At 65.2% G+C, this 16700-nt stretch carries 15 protein-coding genes and 2 pseudogenes; 9 read left to right on the top strand and 8 right to left on the bottom strand.

Translation table 11 applies throughout. The features are described 5' to 3' along the window. The first annotated feature begins 100 nt into the window (after positions 1-100). From GD429_RS21970 to GD429_RS21960, 3 genes and pseudogenes are all read left to right on the top strand, one after another. On the top strand, positions 101-448 hold the full coding sequence (locus GD429_RS21970) for a copper-binding protein (protein WP_152859922.1): 348 nt from the start codon (positions 101-103) through the stop codon (positions 446-448). A 291-nt stretch (positions 449-739) separates the two neighbouring features. Continuing rightward, entirely contained in the window at positions 740-1984 is a 1245-nt protein-coding gene (locus tag GD429_RS21965; protein WP_152859843.1) for a collagen-like triple helix repeat-containing protein, read from the top strand. Positions 1985-2065: 81 nt separating this feature from the next. Further along, positions 2066-2237: pseudogene (locus tag GD429_RS21960) on the top strand (transposase); the annotation flags it as partial. A 20-nt stretch (positions 2238-2257) separates the two neighbouring features. Here the strand turns inward: GD429_RS21960 and GD429_RS21955 are convergent. Beyond that, positions 2258-2692, bottom strand: coding sequence for a hypothetical protein (locus GD429_RS21955; protein WP_152859841.1), 435 nt, complete (start codon positions 2690-2692; stop codon positions 2258-2260). Between the two features lie 598 nt (positions 2693-3290). Then, a complete protein-coding gene (locus GD429_RS21950) occupies positions 3291-3752 on the bottom strand; it encodes an Lrp/AsnC family transcriptional regulator (RefSeq protein WP_152859920.1) in 462 nt (153 codons plus the stop codon). Positions 3753-3868: 116 nt separating this feature from the next. On the opposite strand from GD429_RS21950, the gene GD429_RS21945 reads away from it, so the two are divergent. Further along, a complete protein-coding gene (locus GD429_RS21945; protein ID WP_152859839.1) occupies positions 3869-4501 on the top strand; it encodes a LysE family translocator in 633 nt (210 codons plus the stop codon). A gap of 71 nt (positions 4502-4572) precedes the next feature. Here GD429_RS21945 and GD429_RS21940 read toward each other — a convergent pair whose 3' ends face one another. From GD429_RS21940 to GD429_RS21925, 4 genes are all read right to left on the bottom strand, one after another. Next, entirely contained in the window at positions 4573-4821 is a 249-nt protein-coding gene (locus GD429_RS21940) for a hypothetical protein (RefSeq protein WP_152859837.1), read from the bottom strand. Positions 4822-4938: 117 nt separating this feature from the next. Beyond that, positions 4939-5913: a threo-3-hydroxy-L-aspartate ammonia-lyase gene (locus GD429_RS21935; protein ID WP_152859835.1), complete on the bottom strand. Its 975-nt coding sequence runs from the start codon at positions 5911-5913 to the stop codon at positions 4939-4941. A 51-nt stretch (positions 5914-5964) separates the two neighbouring features. Beyond that, complete coding sequence (locus GD429_RS21930; RefSeq protein WP_152859833.1) at positions 5965-6603, bottom strand: transcriptional regulator; 639 nt, start codon at positions 6601-6603, stop codon at positions 5965-5967. Between the two features lie 50 nt (positions 6604-6653). Continuing rightward, complete coding sequence (locus tag GD429_RS21925) at positions 6654-7169, bottom strand: YbaK/prolyl-tRNA synthetase associated domain-containing protein (RefSeq protein ID WP_152859831.1); 516 nt, start codon at positions 7167-7169, stop codon at positions 6654-6656. Between the two features lie 353 nt (positions 7170-7522). Here GD429_RS21925 and GD429_RS21920 point away from each other — a divergent pair, with 353 nt between their 5' ends. Both GD429_RS21920 and GD429_RS21915 read left to right on the top strand, forming a co-directional pair. After that, positions 7523-8968: a DEAD/DEAH box helicase gene (locus tag GD429_RS21920; protein WP_152859829.1), complete on the top strand. Its 1446-nt coding sequence runs from the start codon at positions 7523-7525 to the stop codon at positions 8966-8968. 210 nt (positions 8969-9178) lie between these two features. After that, a complete protein-coding gene (locus GD429_RS21915; RefSeq protein ID WP_152859827.1) occupies positions 9179-9367 on the top strand; it encodes a hypothetical protein in 189 nt (62 codons plus the stop codon). A gap of 310 nt (positions 9368-9677) precedes the next feature. Here the strand turns inward: GD429_RS21915 and argC are convergent, their stop codons facing one another. Continuing rightward, positions 9678-10604, bottom strand: coding sequence for an N-acetyl-gamma-glutamyl-phosphate reductase (argC, locus tag GD429_RS21910; protein ID WP_152859825.1), 927 nt, complete (start codon positions 10602-10604; stop codon positions 9678-9680). Positions 10605-10728: 124 nt separating this feature from the next. On the opposite strand from argC, the gene GD429_RS21905 reads away from it, so the two are divergent. The 3 genes and pseudogenes from GD429_RS21905 (at position 10729) to GD429_RS21890 (ending at position 14529) form a co-directional block, all read left to right on the top strand. Further along, positions 10729-11613, top strand: a complete 885-nt coding sequence (locus GD429_RS21905) for a LysR family transcriptional regulator (protein WP_152859823.1) — start codon at positions 10729-10731, stop codon at positions 11611-11613. 361 nt (positions 11614-11974) lie between these two features. Beyond that, positions 11975-12136 (top strand): annotated as a pseudogene (locus GD429_RS21900) (SDR family oxidoreductase); the annotation flags it as partial. Positions 12137-12663: 527 nt separating this feature from the next. Next, positions 12664-14529, top strand: a complete 1866-nt coding sequence (locus GD429_RS21890; RefSeq protein ID WP_152859821.1) for a phosphoenolpyruvate carboxykinase (GTP) — start codon at positions 12664-12666, stop codon at positions 14527-14529. Positions 14530-14821: 292 nt separating this feature from the next. Here the strand turns inward: GD429_RS21890 and GD429_RS21885 are convergent, their stop codons facing one another. Beyond that, entirely contained in the window at positions 14822-16486 is a 1665-nt protein-coding gene (locus GD429_RS21885) for an acid phosphatase (RefSeq protein WP_175946315.1), read from the bottom strand. Positions 16487-16700: the final 214 nt, after the last annotated feature.

The raw sequence follows: 16700 nt of genomic DNA, 5'->3' as shown, positions 1-16700 counted from the left end.
TTGAATGCGTTCGAGCGGGGGTGTCCGGGGCCGCTCGTCATTCGCGATGCGCGACTTCAACACGCAACGGAAACGCCTTCGGGGCAACGGGAGGCTTTCGATGAAGCGTTGCTTTCACATTGGCGTGGTGTTGTGCACGGTGGTCATCGTTGCGACGCCGGCATTCGCGGGCGGCGACATGTCCGGCATGAGCATGCGGAACACGAAGATGTCCGCGCCGGATGCGGAGCTGACCGATGCCGAGGTCAAGGAGATCGATGCCGGACGCGGGCTCGTGACATTGAAGCACGGCGCACTCGACAACATCGGGATGCCGCCGATGACGATGGTGTTCAAGATCGCCGGCGCGGCGATGAGCGAGCCGCTTCATGTGGGCGACAAGGTCAGGGTTCGGGTTGAAAAGGTCAACGGCGCGCTCACAATCGTGAGGCTCGTGAAGCGGCCGTGACGACGACGCGGCGGCACGCGCGAGGTGTCGGGGCCGGAGCAGGCGATGCGCGGTCGCGGCGGGTTTTTAATTGGTCATGCTACGTAACGCAGGGCCGGTGTTACGTCGGCGTCGCGGGGATTCGAGGGCGGATTGAACGGCACCGCTGGGCCCGTATACAACGCGTCATGCCGGAAAGTGCCGCCGGCAAGGCCGCCGCGGCTCGGTTGCGGAATTGTTAACGCAGCCGTTGAGGATGGCACGGTAGATGCTTGCTGGAATGATCGCGCTGAATAGCTGACAGGGGCTTCCATGCAAAATCATTTCATCAAGGCGAACGTTGCGCTCGCTGCCATTGCCGCGGCGTGTGCGCTGGCAGCCTGCGGCGGCGGTGACGTTACGGCGCCGCCGCTGGCCGGTAACAACATCGGAGCGAGTACGAGCGGGACCAGTGGCACAAGCGGGACCAGTGGCACGAGTGGGACCAGTGGCACAAGCGGAACAAGCGGAACGAGCGGAACGAGCGGAACAAGCGGAACGAGCGGAACGAGCGGAACGAGCGGAACGAGCGGATCAAGCGGATCAAGCGGCACGAGCGGCACGAGCGGCACAAGCGGAACCAGCGGAACCAGCGGAACCAGCGGAACCAGCGGAACCAGCGGAATCGGTGGCACGAGCAGAACCAGCGGCACGCCCGGCACGAACGGCATCGTCAGCTCCGTCGGCGCGGTCGCCACGGACACGGGCGTCACGATGGGCGGCGTGAGCCTGCCCGGTGGCGTCAGCAAGGGTGTGACCGCCGGGCCGGCCGACACCGTCACCGGCGTCGGCACGATCGTTCGCGATACGTCGAACGCCGTGAGCAACGGCATCGGCCAGATCGGCTTCACGGCGAACCCGGTCGGCACGACGGTCGCCGGCCTCGGCACCATCGTCGGCTCGACCAGCAACCCGGTTGCCGGTCTCGGTGAAACCGTGAAGGCGCTCGGTTCAGGCCCGCTGTCGCCGCTGGCGCCGATCACGACGCCGGTCGGCGGCCTGCTCGACACGGTGTCCGGCGGTCTGAAGTCGGGCGGCACCATGCTCGGCTCGGCCTTGTCGTCGGGCCCGGTCCAGCAGGCGACGCAGGCGCTCAGCGCGGCGATCACGCCGCTCGTGACGACGGCCGGCCAGCTCACGCAGCAGGTCGGCACGGCAACCGGCCTCGGTCAGCCGGTCGCCGGCCTGCTCGGGCAAGTCGGCAGCGCAATCACGACCGCCGGATGGAAGGTGACGGCTGCGTCGCCGCAGCCGGTCGTCAGCGGTGTCGGTGATCTCGTCCGTGCCGTCGGCAATACGGTAACCAATGCGGGCGGGCTCGTGAACCCGAGCGGCGCGAATGGCGCGGTGCCGATCGCCGGCCTGGTGACGAGCGTGGTCGGCGGCATGCCGGCGACCGTGCACGACGGTTCCGCGACCCGCACGGGCGGCACCACGCCGTTGGGCGGTACGGGCAATCCGCTCGCGCCGGTGACGTCGCTGGTGGGCGGCCTGCTCGGCGGCGCGGTCGGCAAATAGCCGATCGGCGCCGACCGTCACCGAGGCAACCGGCCGAATGACCTTGGAGACGGCTTCAGCTTCGCCCGACACGGGAAACCTGACGGCAGCGGTCCTGGAAAGGTCCGTTGGGTCGTTGAACGCACGCACGCTTGGTTTGCATCATTTCCGGCATCCGCGCATTCGTTTCGAGCGACGTGCCGACATCCACGCAGCGCTTCTTAAACCCGGCTGCTGCATGATCTGCTGGAACACCTCACGGCGATCGTTATGAAACCGTCTCTTGGCCTCGCCTTAATGCGGCCGTGCCGCCGCATGCTGCTGCAGCACCTCCAGGTGCTCGATGATCTGATTGGCGATTTCCTTCGCCAATGAACCGACCGCGATCGTCCCCTCGACTTTCTTGACGACGAACTTTGCCGCAACGATGTACGGATTCCAGCTCGCCACCGTGCCCTGCGCCTTGATCGCATCCTTCACTCCGATGATCGCAAACGGCACGTTGGAGTCCCCAGCCGCGTCGGCGATCGTCACGGAGACTTCCGTGTTCGGGCTGCCGTCGTCCGAGCCGCCTTGCAGCAGCGACTGAATGCGGCCGCTCGGGACGCGTGAATAGAAAACGCCGCCGATCAGCCAGCCCGATGCGTGCATCGGCAATGGCTCGCCGGGTGCGAGATAACGCGCGGTGACGCCCGCGTTGCTTAGCTGCTGGACGATGGCCTTCGCCAACGCACCTGCATTCTGGCTAGCCGACCTCCCGTGCGTGATCGCGCGCGAACGGGACAGCAAGCGCCCCGAGCCGTTGCTTTCTTGAACGACCTGGAAAGCCCGCACGTACATGACCGGTGTGGTAGGCGCGATGTCCGGGCCGCTCGCGGCCGGCTGCTGCGCGTGCGCGAAACTCGTCGCAAACCAAATGAAGAGCGCGGCAAAAACTGCCTGATTGAGCTTTCTCACTGTTTTCGCTCATTTTTCAAGATTGGAACGAGGGCCAGCTTATGACCGTGAATATGGGGCGTCAACCTTGCAATTACCCACAACTTGCGAGATCAGGTTAATAAGTGTTTTGAGTAAACGATTTTGAAGATTGAGCATTAGGTGTACCTGCGCTTGGAACCGAGGGATGGATCCTTTTCCCTCTTATTCAAACGCAGCGCTGCAACGATTCGCAGCGCTCGCACGTCTCGATGACGTCAAGTCGAGCCCTATCCAGACGCCATCGGGCTGGGTTGCCGACCATCGCTACCCGTCTCTTGGTCGGCCGACCGTCACCGGCCGCCCAAGGTTCGGGCTGGGATCTGCCGGCCAGCCATGAAGACCCGGCCAGCTACTTGCGGCCGTCATCGAACTTCGACGGCGGCCGCGCCAGCCCGCGCGCCGGCAGCGGCGTCGACATCACGATCGACGTGCGCGTTTCGCCGTACAGGTTGATGCGTTCGATCAGCTGCTCGAGGTGGGTCATGCTGGTGGCGACGAACCGCATGACATACGAGTCGGCGCCCGTCACGTGATGGCATTCGACGACTTCGGGAATCGTCTCCAGCAACTTGAGGAATTTCGCTTTCGCCGGCTGCGGCACCGTGATGCCGATCAGCGCGCTCACCGGATAGCCGGCCGCGGCCGGATTGATCCGCGTGGTGTAGCCCTCGACGATGCCGGCCGTTTCAAGGCGCTTCACGCGTTCCGTCACCGCCGGCACCGACAGGTGAACCTGGCGAGCCAGCTCCGTATAGCTGATGCGGCCGTTGGCCTGCAACAGCGCGAGTACCTTCCAGTCCAGATCGTCCATCGCGGCGGGAATTTTTAAGGTGGAAGGGCCATTTTTCCTTAAAAACCGCATTCAGCGGTGACCGGACTTTCCCTACGATGCGTGTTCAACCCGTTGCATGTCGCAAGGAGCAGGCGATGCTGTTCATCAAGTCCGTCGTGATGGGGTTGTCGATCGCGGTGCCGGTCGGCCCGATCGGCATGCTGTGCATTCAGCGCAGCCTGAGCCGCGGCTTTCAGGCTGGATTCGCGACGGGTGTCGGCGCCGCGTGCGCCGACGCGATCTACGGCTTGCTCGGCGCGCTGGGCATCGCGGGCATCGTCACCGCATTCCCGATGCTGACCGTCGGCCTGAAGATCGGCGGCGGCGCGTTTCTCGTGTGGCTCGCGTGGACGATCGCGCGCCAGGCGCCGGCCGCGGCGGCGCTGCAACGCGACCTGCCGCGCACGACCGTTCTGCGCGATTTCCTGACGACGTTCGGCCTCACGCTGTCGAACCCGATGACGATCCTGTCGTTCGTCGGAATTTTCGCGGCGCTCGGTCCGTTGGCGGGCGCGCGGGAAGGCGCGATGTGGCCGGCCGTGGCGCTGATGGTGGCCGGCGTGTTCATCGGTTCCGCGACCTGGTGGCTGTGCCTGAGCGGCGCGACCGCCGCGCTGCGCACGAAGATGTCGTTCGCGTTCATGCACGGGCTGTCGCGCGTGTCGGCCGTCGTCGTCGCGGCATTCGGCGCGATCCAGTTGGTCGCGGGCGTGCGCGGTGTCATTTAGGTGAGCGATCCGTCGCTGCCGTCGTTCCGATAATGACGACCGCGCGCGGCAGCGCCGGCCGGCGCGCGCCGTTACATGCGGGTGCCGGTGTGCGTGCGGCCGCTCGGGTCGCCGCCGCGGTCGGGCGGCGTATTGTTCTGATCGATCTTCGCGAGCACGAAGCCGGTGGGCGGCAACGCGCCGGGCGAACGGTGGGTCGCCTGCGCGACGGCGTCGTGCGGCGATGCGGCGGGAAAACCGGCTGACGTAACGCCCGGTTGAGCGAACGCCGAAAGGGAAGCGGCCGCCAGCGCGGCGGCGACGATCGCGTGCGTGTTCATGGTGACTCCTTCACGACTGACTTCGGGACAACGTAATCAGTCTAGGGCGCGAAACTTAACGCGATGTGAAGGAGCGGCGGCGCGCACATGACAGGATGTTCATGCGCACCGCGACGTTCATGCCGATGCCGACACCAGTGCGCAGAAGTTCTCCAGATCGACGTTGCCGCCGCTGATCACCACGCCGACGCGCTTGCCCTGCAACTGGTCCTTCATCCGCCGCACGGCGGCGAACGACAGGCAGCCGGTCGGCTCGACGACAATCTTCATACGCGTTGCGAAGAAGCGCATGCAGTCGACGAGTTCGGCATCCGTCGCGGTCAGGATGTCGTCGACGTCGCGGCGGATGATCGGGAACGTCAGGTTGCCGAGGTGCTGCGTCTGCGCGCCGTCGGCGATCGTGCGCGGCGTATCGATATGCACGATCGCGCCGGACCGGAACGATTGCTGGCCGTCATTGCCGGCTTCCGGCTCGACGCCGTACAACGCCGCGCGCGGCGACAGTGCGCGCGTGGCGAGCGCGGTGCCGGACAGCAGCCCGCCGCCGCCGAGCGGCGCGAATACCGCGTCGAGCGGCCCGACTTCGTCGAACAGTTCCTTCGCCGCCGTGCCCTGGCCGGCGATCACGTCCGGATGGTCGTAGGGCGGGATCAGCGTGAGCCCGTGCTTCTCCGCGAGCTCGCGCCCGATCTGCTCGCGGTCCTCGGTGTAGCGGTCGTAGGTCACCACGTTGCCGCCGTAGCCGCGCGTCGCGGCCATCTTCGCGGCCGGCGCATCCTGCGGCATCACGATCGTCGCCGGGATGCCGAGGATGCGCGCCGACAGCGCGATCGCCTGCGCATGGTTGCCGGACGAGAACGCGACGACGCCGTTGCGGCGCTGCTCGGCATCGAAGCGCGACAGCGCGTTGAACGCGCCGCGAAACTTGAATGCGCCCATGCGCTGCAGGTTCTCGCACTTGAAGAACACCTGCGCACCGAGCGCTTCGTCGACCGTCCGCGACGTCATCACCGGCGTGCGGTGCGCATGGCCTTCGAGCCGGGCCGCGGCGGCGGCAACGTCGTCGTACGTGGGGAGAGTCGGAGAGTTCATGGTCGATCGAGGGTCGGAAAGTTTAGTCAACGTGAAAGCAGCGCGCTTGCGTCATTTCGCATCGTTGTACACGGTCGCGCGCGATACGCCGAGATGCTGCGACACGATTTCCATCGCGCGGCGCACCTCGAGAAAACCGTCGGCCTTCAGCGCCTGCATCAGCTCGCGGCGCTGGTCGGTCTTCAGTTCGCGCGGCGTCGTCGCGAGGCGCGTCGCGAACGCGTCGATGCGTTGCCGGATCGCGTCCGCGCCGGCCGGGTCGAGCGTTTCGGCGACGGTCTCGCCGTTCGTACTGCAGAACTGGTTCAGCATGCCCTGGAAGCCGCGGAACAGCGTGACGTCGGCGTTCAGGCACAGCGCGGCCACGTAGCGCCCGGTCGAATCCTTGATGCCGATCGACGTGCTTTTCGCGGTGCGGCCGTCGGCGAAGCGGTTCGGGTAGTTCGCGAGCACCTGCGGGAAATCGTCGTCCGCGATGCGGGCGAGGCCGAGCTCGGTAGCCGGGTCGCCGATCGCGCGTCCGGACAGGTTGTTGTGGATCGCGAGGATCGCGTGCTTCGGCGTGCGCAGGTCGTGGACCACGACCTCGGTGAACGGCGCGAACATCTCGCCGAGCCCTTCGGCGATGCGTTGCACCTGCTCGATCAGCGACGCCTGCTCCGACAGCGCTTTGTTCCGGGTGGTGGTCATGGTGGGTTCGCGTTCAGGTTTCGGATCGATGCGACGGCTTCGGGAAACGGTCAACCGGCGTGCTCCTGGCCGTCGGTCGTTTCCGGCCGCGTGATGTCTGCCAGCAACGGGCGCGCGATCCGCACGTAGTCGGATGCATCGAGCACGACCGAGCGATCGAGGCGGCCCGCGTTGAACGCGATCTCCGCGTTGCGTTCGACCAGCGCGGGATCGACGACGAGCGTCACGTTGCCGTCGAACACGAACGGCGGCACGGCGCCCATCACGCAGCGGGTAACGGCGGCCGCGACATCGGGCGACGCGAGCGTCGCCTTGCGGCGGCCGACCGCATCGGCGACCTTGCGGAAATCGATCTTCAGGTGGCCGGGAATCACGGCGAGCGCGGTTGTGTCGCCGCCGTCCTTGAACGTGCACAGCATCGCCTTCGCACCTTGTTCGGGGCGCGTGCCGCGGATTGCGGCGATTACGTCGGATTTACCTTCCGCTGGGTGCTCCAGCACGCGGAACCGTGCGCCGGATGTGTTCAGCAGTTCGCAAAGCGTGTCGAAAACGGGGTAGTCGTTCATGTCGCTCCGGGTAGGCTGGGCCGGGGAATCGCGGCGCACACGCGATGACGCGTGGCGGCGGGCCGGTCGATGGATTGTCCAATTATAGACGTTTTGTCATGGGTGTGGCGAAAGCGTGGGTTGCCGGGGAGCGGCGACCGTTGCGGTCGGAAAGGGGGGAGGGAAAATATCGCGCTTCGCGGAATGGCGAGGAGCAAGGGGAGGACTGTCGGTGTTCGGCTGCGGATTCAACCCGTCGCACGCACCGCTACGTTTTTCAGTGGCGATCAACGTCGATCTTTTGGGCCATTGACGTACGCGGTGCAAGCAGCGCGGTAACCGCTAGAATTGCGGTTTTAGCCCGGAATACGTCCATGTCTTTTGCCTCGCTTGGCCTGATCGATCCCTTGCTGCGTAATGTGCGGGACCTCAATTACCAGACACCTACGCCGGTGCAGGCCAAGGCGATTCCTGCCGTGCTCGGTGGCAAGGACGTCATGGCCGCGGCACAGACCGGCACCGGCAAGACGGCGGGTTTTGCGCTTCCGCTGTTGCAACGGCTGGTGCAGCACGGCCCGGCGGTGTCCAGCAACCGCGCACGTGTTCTGGTGCTGGTGCCCACGCGTGAACTGGCTGAACAAGTGCTGCAAAGCTTCGTCGATTACGGCAAAGGCCTCGACTTGCGATTCCTGGCCGCCTACGGCGGCGTGAGTATCAACCCGCAGATGATGAAGTTGCGCAAGGGCGTGGATGTGCTCGTTGCCACGCCGGGCCGTTTGCTGGATCTCAATCGCCAGAACGCGGTGCAGTTCGATCAAGTACAAACGCTGGTGCTGGATGAAGCCGACCGCATGCTGGATCTGGGCTTTGCGCGCGAACTCGACGCCGTCTTCGCTGCGTTGCCGGCCCAGCGCCAGACTCTGCTGTTCTCGGCCACGTTTACCGACGATATCCGCGCGATGGCAGAGGGCATTCTGCGCGGCCCGGTGAATATCAGCGTCAGCCCGCCCAATGTCACGGCCAGCAAGATCAAGCAGTGGGTGGTGCCGGTGGATAAAAGGAACAAGCCTGAGCTCTTCATGCACCTGGTGGCCGAGAACAACTGGGAGCACGCGCTGGTGTTCGTCAAGACCCGCAAAGGCGTGGATTACCTGGCGGCCATGCTGGATGACGCGGGCTATGCGATCGACACCATCCATGGCGACAAACCGCAACCCGCGCGCCTGCGTGCGCTGGAGCGCTTCAAGACGGGCGAAGTCAATATGCTGGTAGCCACCGATGTGGCTGCGCGCGGGCTGGATATCGACGACCTGCCGCTGGTGATCAACGTTGATCTGCCGATCGTCGCGCAAGACTATGTGCACCGGATTGGCCGTACCGGCCGCGCGGGCGCCAGCGGCGTGGCGGTGTCCCTGGTGTGCGCCGATGAAGCGCCGCAACTGGCCGCGATCGAGGCGCTGATCCGGCAAACGCTGCCCCGTGAAGAAGAGCCGGGTTTTGAAGCCGAGCACCGCGTGCCGGAAACCAGCGCAACGGGCCAGATTATCAAGAAACCCAAAAAGCCGAAGAAGCCCAAAGTGCCGCAAGCTGCGTCGGGCGCCATGCAGGCGCCCAGCAAAAAACCGCGCCCGCAAGGTGGCGAAAACAAACGCAAGCCGGTGGCGCAGCGCGCTGTAGCCGCGGGTAAAGGTTCAGGTTTGTCCAGCGGTAACCCGTTCGGCGCGCAAAAGCCACGCGGCAAACCTGCCGGCAAGCCAGCTGCGGGTTCACGCAAGCCGGCTGGCAAACCCGCTGGTGGCCGCGGCAAACGTCAACCCTGATTTGTGGGGATGTGGGGATGAGCAACGCCAGCCCTGGAACAGGCTGGCGGTTTGCGGCCCGCCCGCAGGCAGCGGCGCGGCATCGGCATGCATCGGGGCGGCGGGTAACGGTGCACTGAATCCAGGATCCGTAGAATTCGACTGCCGGGGTTGCATACGGAATCGCGGAAGCTAGACTGGAAGTTCCCCATGCAAACCATGGAGGGGGACATGACGACCATCTATGTCGTGAAGACCGGTGAGCAGTTCCTCTGCACCGGTGAGGATGGCGACATCGGCATGGCACCGGAGATTGAAGAAGCCATGTCCTTTCTGTCGTATGAGGAAGCGAAAAAAGCGGCGAACGAGAACGCCGACCCCGGATACGAAATCGTGGTCGTCAACATCACCCCCCGCTGACGCGGAGTACCTTGCCGGGTGCTCGGTGAGGGAGGGTGCACGCAATTTCGCTCGCTCCCATGCGATAGGGTGGCCGGTTGGCTGCGTCCAAACTCATCCGCGAATAGGCTGCATTGCGCATCGAGATTCGTACGGCGCGGCCCACCGAATGCCGCGACGGTGCGGGCGTCACGGCGTCATGTGCGTCGCGAGCAGGGGGCGGCGTTGTCTCGGTTCAGCCAGTTGGAGACACTCGACTGCCACGACCAGATTGCCAACAATCGTTGGCATATAGGTGCAGCCGAACATCAGGGTAAGCCATCGGCCACCATTACTGCGCGAGCATCAGGTTCAGGTTCTGAACCGCAGCGCCGGCTGCGCCTTTGCCGAGATTATCGAAAACCGCGGATAGGAGAACGTGCCCGTGTTCCATGTTAGGAAACACGCTTAAGCGCATGTCGTTCGTACCGTTCAGCACTTGCGGATCAAGGTGCTTCAAGACGCACGATTCGTGCAGCGGCAAGACATGTACGTGGGCTGCTTCGGCATAGTGGCGCGCGAGGCATGCGTGTAACGTGGCACCATCCACGCCGGCTGCCAGCAGCCGCACATCCAAGGGCACCGTCAGCACGATGCCCTGGCGGAACGCACCATACGCAGGGACGAAGATGGGGCGCTGCGTGAGCCCGGCGTGCAGCTGGATCTCCGGGGTGTGCTTGTGCGCGAGTTCCAGACCATATGCCTGGTATGAAGGCGCGTTGACGGCACCGCGCCCCTCATGTTCCTCCACACCGGCGCGCCCGCGTCCGGAGTAGCCGGACACCGCATGAATGCTGATGGGGTAGTTGCCTGGTATGAGCCCGGCCTGCAACAGGGGACGCAGCAAGCCAATTGCACCGGTCGGATAGCAACCGGGGTTGGTGACCCGACGTGCGTTCGCAATGCGCTCAGCCTGTCCCGGCGTCATTTCCGGAAAGCCGTATGTCCAGTCCGGCTGTGTGCGATGGGCGGAACTTGCGTCGATTACTCTGACGGCAGGATTGACGATGGCGTCCACGGCCTCGCGCGCGGCGGCGTCAGGCAAACAGAGGATCGCGATGTCGCAGGCGTTGATGGCTTCTGCGCGACGCCTGGAATCCTTGCGTTCCGCCGCGGGAAGCGTGACCAGTTTCAGATCGGCCCGGCCGCGAAGCCGTTCGTGAATTTGCAACCCGGTGGTGCCTTGGTCGCCGTCGATGAAAACAAGGGGAGAGCTCATGCGCGCGGTACTCCGGTGACTGGTGACATGTGGAACGAGTCTGTGATCTTCCGCGCGCCGCTAGAATAGAGAAAGTTGAATTTCATAATTTTGACATTCAGTTTTTCTGAATTGAGGCGCCGACATGCGAGAGATCAGCCTGGACCGCTTGCGCACCCTGGTCGCTATTGCCGACCGTGGCTCATTCGCCGACGCGGCGCGTGCGTTGCATCTGGCGCCACCAACGGTCAGCCTCCACATCGCTGAACTGGAAGAGCGCATCGGGGCGCCGCTCCTGTCGCGCAAGCGCGGACATGTTCGGCCGTCGGCAACAGGCGAGTTGCTGGTCGAGCGCGCGCGTCGACTGTTGGCCGACGCGGAACAGGCGTTGGACGATGTTCACCGCCAGGTTCAAGGGCTTGTCGGACGCGTTCGGCTCGGAGCATCGACCGGCGCGATTGCGCATCTTTTGCCGCAAGCGCTTGAAGTGCTGCGTCAGCATCATCCCGCTATCGACATTCAGATCGCGGTACTCACCTCGCATGAAACGCTAACCCGATTGGCGGATGGGACGCTGGATATTGGGCTGGTCGCACTGCCTCAGCCTCCGGTGGCTGGGCTCGTGATAAAGCCCTGGCGCCGCGACCCCGTGATGGCCTTTGTGCCGGCGCATTGGCGGTGTCCGGCCCGCGTCACGCCTGAATGGCTCGCCGGCCAACCTCTCATTCTCAATGATGCGACCACGCGTCTGTCGCGTCTGACCGCGGAGTGGTTCGCGACCGCGGGGCATCATCCTGCGCCGCGCATTCAGCTCAACTACAACGACGCGATCAAGAGCCTGGTAGCGGCAGGTTACGGCGCCGCGCTGCTGCCCCATGAGGCCACTACGCCATTACCCGACAGGCGCATTGTCATGCGTCCGCTGCGCCCGGCGCTGTGGCGTCGGCTCGGCGTTGCGCATCGTGCGGGGCACGTCGAGCGTTCCACGCAACATGTACTCGATGCGTTGTGGGATCTGCGATTGGCGTAGGAGTTTGGCCTTTCTCGCTTTGGTTCGTTCTCGCGACGGGGCAGTAGCCTATTGCACGCCACGACAAACGAATGGCCGGTTTGTAGATATTTTGCAGACCGAAGTGGGTCGTTCGGCGATATCCCCAGAAATCAGCGAAGAACCAGGAAATCGGACCGACGACGCGCGATAGACAGCGCACGTCCGGCCCGCGAAAGAACACAAGATCCGCGTCGGGAAGCGCGTGTTCGGAATCGGTTGCGATTCGGTGACGAGATACGCGGCCATGTGCGGGACGATCGCGCGTACCGCATCGTCGAACGGTTTTCCGAACATCGCGTTCGCGCTGTCGACCCGCGCTGCAACGGCCCCGTCGATGCCGAACGTGCCGCTGCAGCGCGTCGGCCTGCCCGACGAGATCGCGCGCGCGACGCTGTTCCTCGCGAGCGACGAAGCGTCGTACTGCAACGGCGCCGAACTGGCCTTCGATGGCGGGATGGCGGCGGGCACGTATTACCCCGGATTGCCGTGCGCGCCGTTTTGAGCGGTGGCGTAAATCACACGTTCGGGCCGGATGTTTGTGTCCGCAACCTAATTCAGGGTTTGCCTGAGTAGCGAAAACGCGAATTCGCCGGTCGCGCATGCGCAATTTTCATGCGCGCAACCGGTGGGCTGAATTTGCCGCTTTTGCCAAACCCTTGTCCGACGGACGTTCCCCGCGTTTCGTCCCCGACAGCGATCGCACCGACGCAGTCAAAATGACTGGCCGGCAACGCATGTGCCTGCACGCTGTTATAGATGTTTCTTGTTGCAACGCAACGCCCGCGCGATAACGGCGATGGTATGCTGGCCGGCATGGAAGTTGTAAGGCAGGTTGCATGCATGGCGAAACTCGCGTTCGCATCTTCTAACGAGACATCACATCCTCTCGCCCGCATCGCGGCATCGACACGCGCTCAGTTCGCGTGCCCCGCGTTGCGCGTTGCTGCGTCCTGCATTCCGATCGCATTCCCCATCTGGCGGGTTCACCCCGCAACCCCCATCCCCGCCCAATAATCTGGAGACAGCCCCATGTCGCAAAACAATCTGGCCGAAGCCACACACGGCCCGCTGATCGCTCCCCCGGCCTTCGTCAAACATCGCAAGCTGATCGATTGGGTGTCGCGCATCGCGGCGCTCACGGAGCCCGAGCAAATCGTCTGGTGTGACGGTTCGCAGGAAGAATACGACGCGCTGTGCCAGGCGATGGTCGACCAGGGCACGCTCACGCGCCTGAACCCGGCGAAGCGCCCGAACTCGTTTCTCGCGCAATCCGATCCGTCCGACGTTGCACGTGTCGAAGATCGCACGTTCATCTGCGCGGCATCGCGCGACGACGTCGGGCCGACCAACAACTGGGTCCCGCCCGCCGAAATGCGCGAGACGCTCAACGGCCTGTTCCGCGGGTCGATGCGCGGCCGCACGCTGTACGTGGTGCCGTTCTCGATGGGCCCGCTCGGCTCGCCGATCGCGCACGTCGGCGTCGAACTGTCCGACAGCCCATACGTTGCGGTGAACATGCGGATCATGACGCGCATGGGCCGCGACGTGTACGACGTGCTCGGCGAAGACGGCGAGTTCGTGCCATGCGTGCACAGCGTCGGCCATCCGCTCGAAGCGGGCGAGAAAGACGTGCCGTGGCCGTGCAACCCGGTCAAGTACATCGTGCACTTTCCTGAAACGCGCGAGATCTGGAGCTTCGGTTCGGGCTACGGCGGCAATGCGCTGCTCGGCAAGAAGTGCTTCGCACTGCGCATCGCGTCGACGATGGGCCGCGACCAGGGCTGGCTCGCCGAGCACATGCTGATCCTCGGCGTGACGTCGCCGGCCGGCAAGAAGTATCACGTCGCGGCCGCGTTCCCGTCCGCGTGCGGCAAGACCAACTTCGCGATGCTGATTCCGCCGCAGGGTTTCGACGGCTGGAAGGTCACGACGATCGGCGACGACATCGCATGGCTGAAACCGGGCCGCGACGGCCGCCTGTATGCGATCAATCCGGAAGCCGGCTTCTTCGGCGTTGCACCGGGCACCGGCGTGAAGACCAACCCGAACGCGATCTCGACGCTGAAGGAAAACGTGATCTTCACGAACGTCGCGCTGACGGAAGACGGCGACGTGTGGTGGGAGGGGCTGACCGACACGCCGCCCGCGAAGCTGACCGACTGGCAGGGCAACCCGTGGACGCCCGAGATCGGCAAGGAAACCGGCCGCAAGGCCGCGCACCCGAATTCGCGCTTCACGGCGCCGGCCGCGCAGTGCCCGTCGATCGATGCTGACTGGGAGAACCCGGCCGGCGTGCCGATCGATGCGTTCATCTTCGGCGGCCGCCGCTCGACGACGGTACCGCTCGTGACCGAGGCGCGCGACTGGGTCGAAGGCGTGTACATGGCCGCGACGATGGGCTCGGAAACCACCGCCGCGGCAGTCGGCCAGCAGGGCATCGTGCGCCGCGACCCGTTCGCGATGCTGCCGTTCTGCGGCTACAACGTGAGCGACTATTTCGCGCACTGGCTGAAGCTCGGCAAGCAGCTCGAAGGCGCGGGCGCGACGTTGCCAAAGATCTACTGCGTGAACTGGTTCCGCAAGGACGCGAACGGCAAGTTCGTGTGGCCGGGCTTCGGCGAGAACATGCGCGTACTGAAGTGGATGCTCGACCGTCTCGAAGGCACCGGCGGCGGCGGCGAACATGCGTTCGGCGTGTCGCCCGCGTATGAAGACCTGCATTGGGACGGGCTCGATTTCACGCGCGAGCAGTTCGCCGAGGTGACGTCGATGAACGCCGACGAATGGCGCGAGGAGCTGAAGCTGCACGCGGCGCTGTTCGACATGCTGAAGCTGCGCTTGCCGGCTGAAATGACCGATACGATGAAGAAGATCGAGCAGCGCCTCGGCGCCTGACGATCCGCATCGATGCATTGACGCATCAGACCTGACGTCCCGCCGCCGGCCTCCATTGCCGGCGGCGGGACGTTTTTGCATCGATGCCGTTTCTCCATCCGCATCTCGCGAAATGCGACGCGGCGGGCCTGTCCACGACGGACATACGCCGTGCACGCGGTGCGCGACGCATTGCGCACCGCCGCGTAGCGTCGCCTGAAATGAACGACGCCCCGGGCAATCGAACGCATTGCGCGGGTCGTCGTCGTTTCAAGCGGTGAACCGGTGAAGCGGCTAGGCGACCAACCGGCCGTCAGCCGAGATCGAGCGCGTTCGTGAGATCGCCTGGCGGCGTCTCGCCGCGCGCGGCGAACGCGTTGTTGCGCGCGGCCACGCCGTCGAGCGGCGCGAGCCCGTGCACGCGGCTGATGAAGCGCAGGATCGAGTTCGTGTCGTACAGCGTGTGATCGACGAAGCCCTTCTTCGCGAACGGCGAGATCACCAGCGCAGGAATCCGCGAGCCCGGCCCCCAGCGGTCGCCGACCGGCGGCGCGACGTGATCCCACCAGCCGCCGTTCTCGTCGTGGGTCATCACGATCACGGTGTTGTCCCATTGCGGCCCGCGCCGGATATGGTCGATCACGGTCGCGATGTGGCGGTCGCCCGATTCGATGTCCGCGTAACCCGCGTGCATGTTCAGGTTGCCCTGCGGCTTGTAGAACGTGACGGCCGGCAGGCGCCCCGCATCGATGTCGGCGATGAAGCGGTTCGTCGACGGCGCGTCGCCGAGCCCTGCATCACGCAGGTGCCGCTGGCGCGCTTCGGTGCCCGGCGCGTAGTTGCGGAAGTAGTTGAACGGCTGGTGGTGGTACTGGAAATCGGGCACGGTGCCCGTGTCGCGATGCTCGAGCGCGTACTGCCACGCGCCGCTGTACCACGCCCAGTCGATGTTCTTCTCCGACAGGCGATCGCCGATCGTCGCGTAGCCCTGCGGCGGCAGCACGCGATGGTCGCCCGGATCCGCATACGCGGCGTTGCCCGGGTCGGGCGGCGGCACGTAGCTCGGCTGGTACGGCGGCGCCATCGTGTTCACGCCGTAGCCGTCGGGCGTCAGCGGCCCGTCGCCCGCGAACTTCGGCGGGCCGTCGAGCGCGGATGCCGGCGAATCGGCGGCGAGCGCGAGGCGCGTGCCGGCCGGATCGTCGCCTTCGACCTTCGACAGCAGCTTCGCGGCGTGCGGATGCTTGTGCGCGTCCGGATACAGCGGCGCCTGCGCCGAAATCAGGAACATGTGGTTCAGCCACGAACCGCCGAACGCCGCCATGAAGAAGTTGTCGCACAGCGTGTATTGGCGCGCGAGATTCCACAGCCGCAGCGTGTCGGCCGAATTGCGGTAATGGCCCATCACGAGGCCGCCCGAATCGGCCCATGCGGCGAACTGGTTGTTGCGGCCGGCCGCGATCTGCATCTGGTTCTGGTAGAAGCGGTGCCACAGGTCACGCGTGATCACGCCGTTCGGCAGCGGCTTGCCCTGCGCGTCGGCGATCCGGAACGGTGCGTTCGGCAGCTTGTCGATGTCGCGCTCGGCGATCGCGTAGCGCTTGCCGTCCACTTCCTGCGCCTGCGGCACGAGCCCGCCCCAGATCTTCGGCAGCACGGGCAGCGGCGTCTTGCCGTCGCGGTCGAGCTGCTGCGCGTGCTCGGGCCGCACCTCGCTCAGCGGATGGCGCACGCCCGGGAAATCGCCGTACAGGTTCGCGAAGCTGCGATTTTCCGCATAGATCACGACGATATGGCGCACGCGCTGGCGCAACGCTTCGTCGATGCGCAGATCGGCGGCGGAGCGCGGCGCGCTGCCCGGCGTGGTTTCACAGCCGCCGAGCGCGACACCGGCACCGAGCGCGGCGAGGCCGCCGAGTACGCGGCGGCGGTCGGGATCGGCGGGAAGGTCGTCGGGGCGATCGGGGGTGTCGGTCACGTCGTGGGCTCCTCGAATGGGCAGGTTGGCGGTGTCGTTCGATACGCGGCCGCGTCGCTCGGGCTGCCGCGATGCGAAACGGAAAGCAACGGCCGGCGTCGCGCAAAAGCAGGTGCGACGCAACTGTCACACAAATGTCATGAACGCGACTATAACGCGGCGGGTGCCGCCGATGAAAGGTGTTTGTCGGACGATTCGACTCGCGCGGCGGGCG

Origin of the sequence: Burkholderia sp. BE17 (genome assembly GCF_009362305.1) — a bacterium.
Taxonomy (GTDB): domain Bacteria; phylum Pseudomonadota; class Gammaproteobacteria; order Burkholderiales; family Burkholderiaceae; genus Burkholderia; species Burkholderia pyrrocinia_C.
The sequence above is the reverse complement of the archived record's forward strand: the minus strand, read 5'-3'. Positions and strand labels throughout refer to the sequence as shown.

Bases quoted from the DNA above. Each gene is read 5' to 3' on its own strand.
- GD429_RS21915 (WP_152859827.1), top strand. From the start codon at position 9,179: ATGACGACCATCTATGTCGTGAAGACCGGTGAGCAGTTCCTCTGCACC.
- GD429_RS21965 (WP_152859843.1), top strand. From the start codon at position 740: ATGCAAAATCATTTCATCAAGGCGAACGTTGCGCTCGCTGCCATTGCC.
- GD429_RS21940 (WP_152859837.1), bottom strand. From the start codon at position 4,821: ATGAACACGCACGCGATCGTCGCCGCCGCGCTGGCGGCCGCTTCCCTT.
- GD429_RS21920 (WP_152859829.1), top strand. From the start codon at position 7,523: ATGTCTTTTGCCTCGCTTGGCCTGATCGATCCCTTGCTGCGTAATGTG.
- GD429_RS21970 (WP_152859922.1), top strand. From the start codon at position 101: ATGAAGCGTTGCTTTCACATTGGCGTGGTGTTGTGCACGGTGGTCATC.
- GD429_RS21890 (WP_152859821.1), top strand. From the start codon at position 12,664: ATGTCGCAAAACAATCTGGCCGAAGCCACACACGGCCCGCTGATCGCT.
- GD429_RS21935 (WP_152859835.1), bottom strand. From the start codon at position 5,913: ATGAACTCTCCGACTCTCCCCACGTACGACGACGTTGCCGCCGCCGCG.
- GD429_RS21905 (WP_152859823.1), top strand. From the start codon at position 10,729: ATGCGAGAGATCAGCCTGGACCGCTTGCGCACCCTGGTCGCTATTGCC.
- GD429_RS21950 (WP_152859920.1), bottom strand. From the start codon at position 3,752: ATGGACGATCTGGACTGGAAGGTACTCGCGCTGTTGCAGGCCAACGGC.
- GD429_RS21945 (WP_152859839.1), top strand. From the start codon at position 3,869: ATGCTGTTCATCAAGTCCGTCGTGATGGGGTTGTCGATCGCGGTGCCG.
- GD429_RS21930 (WP_152859833.1), bottom strand. From the start codon at position 6,603: ATGACCACCACCCGGAACAAAGCGCTGTCGGAGCAGGCGTCGCTGATC.
- argC (WP_152859825.1), bottom strand. From the start codon at position 10,604: ATGAGCTCTCCCCTTGTTTTCATCGACGGCGACCAAGGCACCACCGGG.
- GD429_RS21925 (WP_152859831.1), bottom strand. From the start codon at position 7,169: ATGAACGACTACCCCGTTTTCGACACGCTTTGCGAACTGCTGAACACA.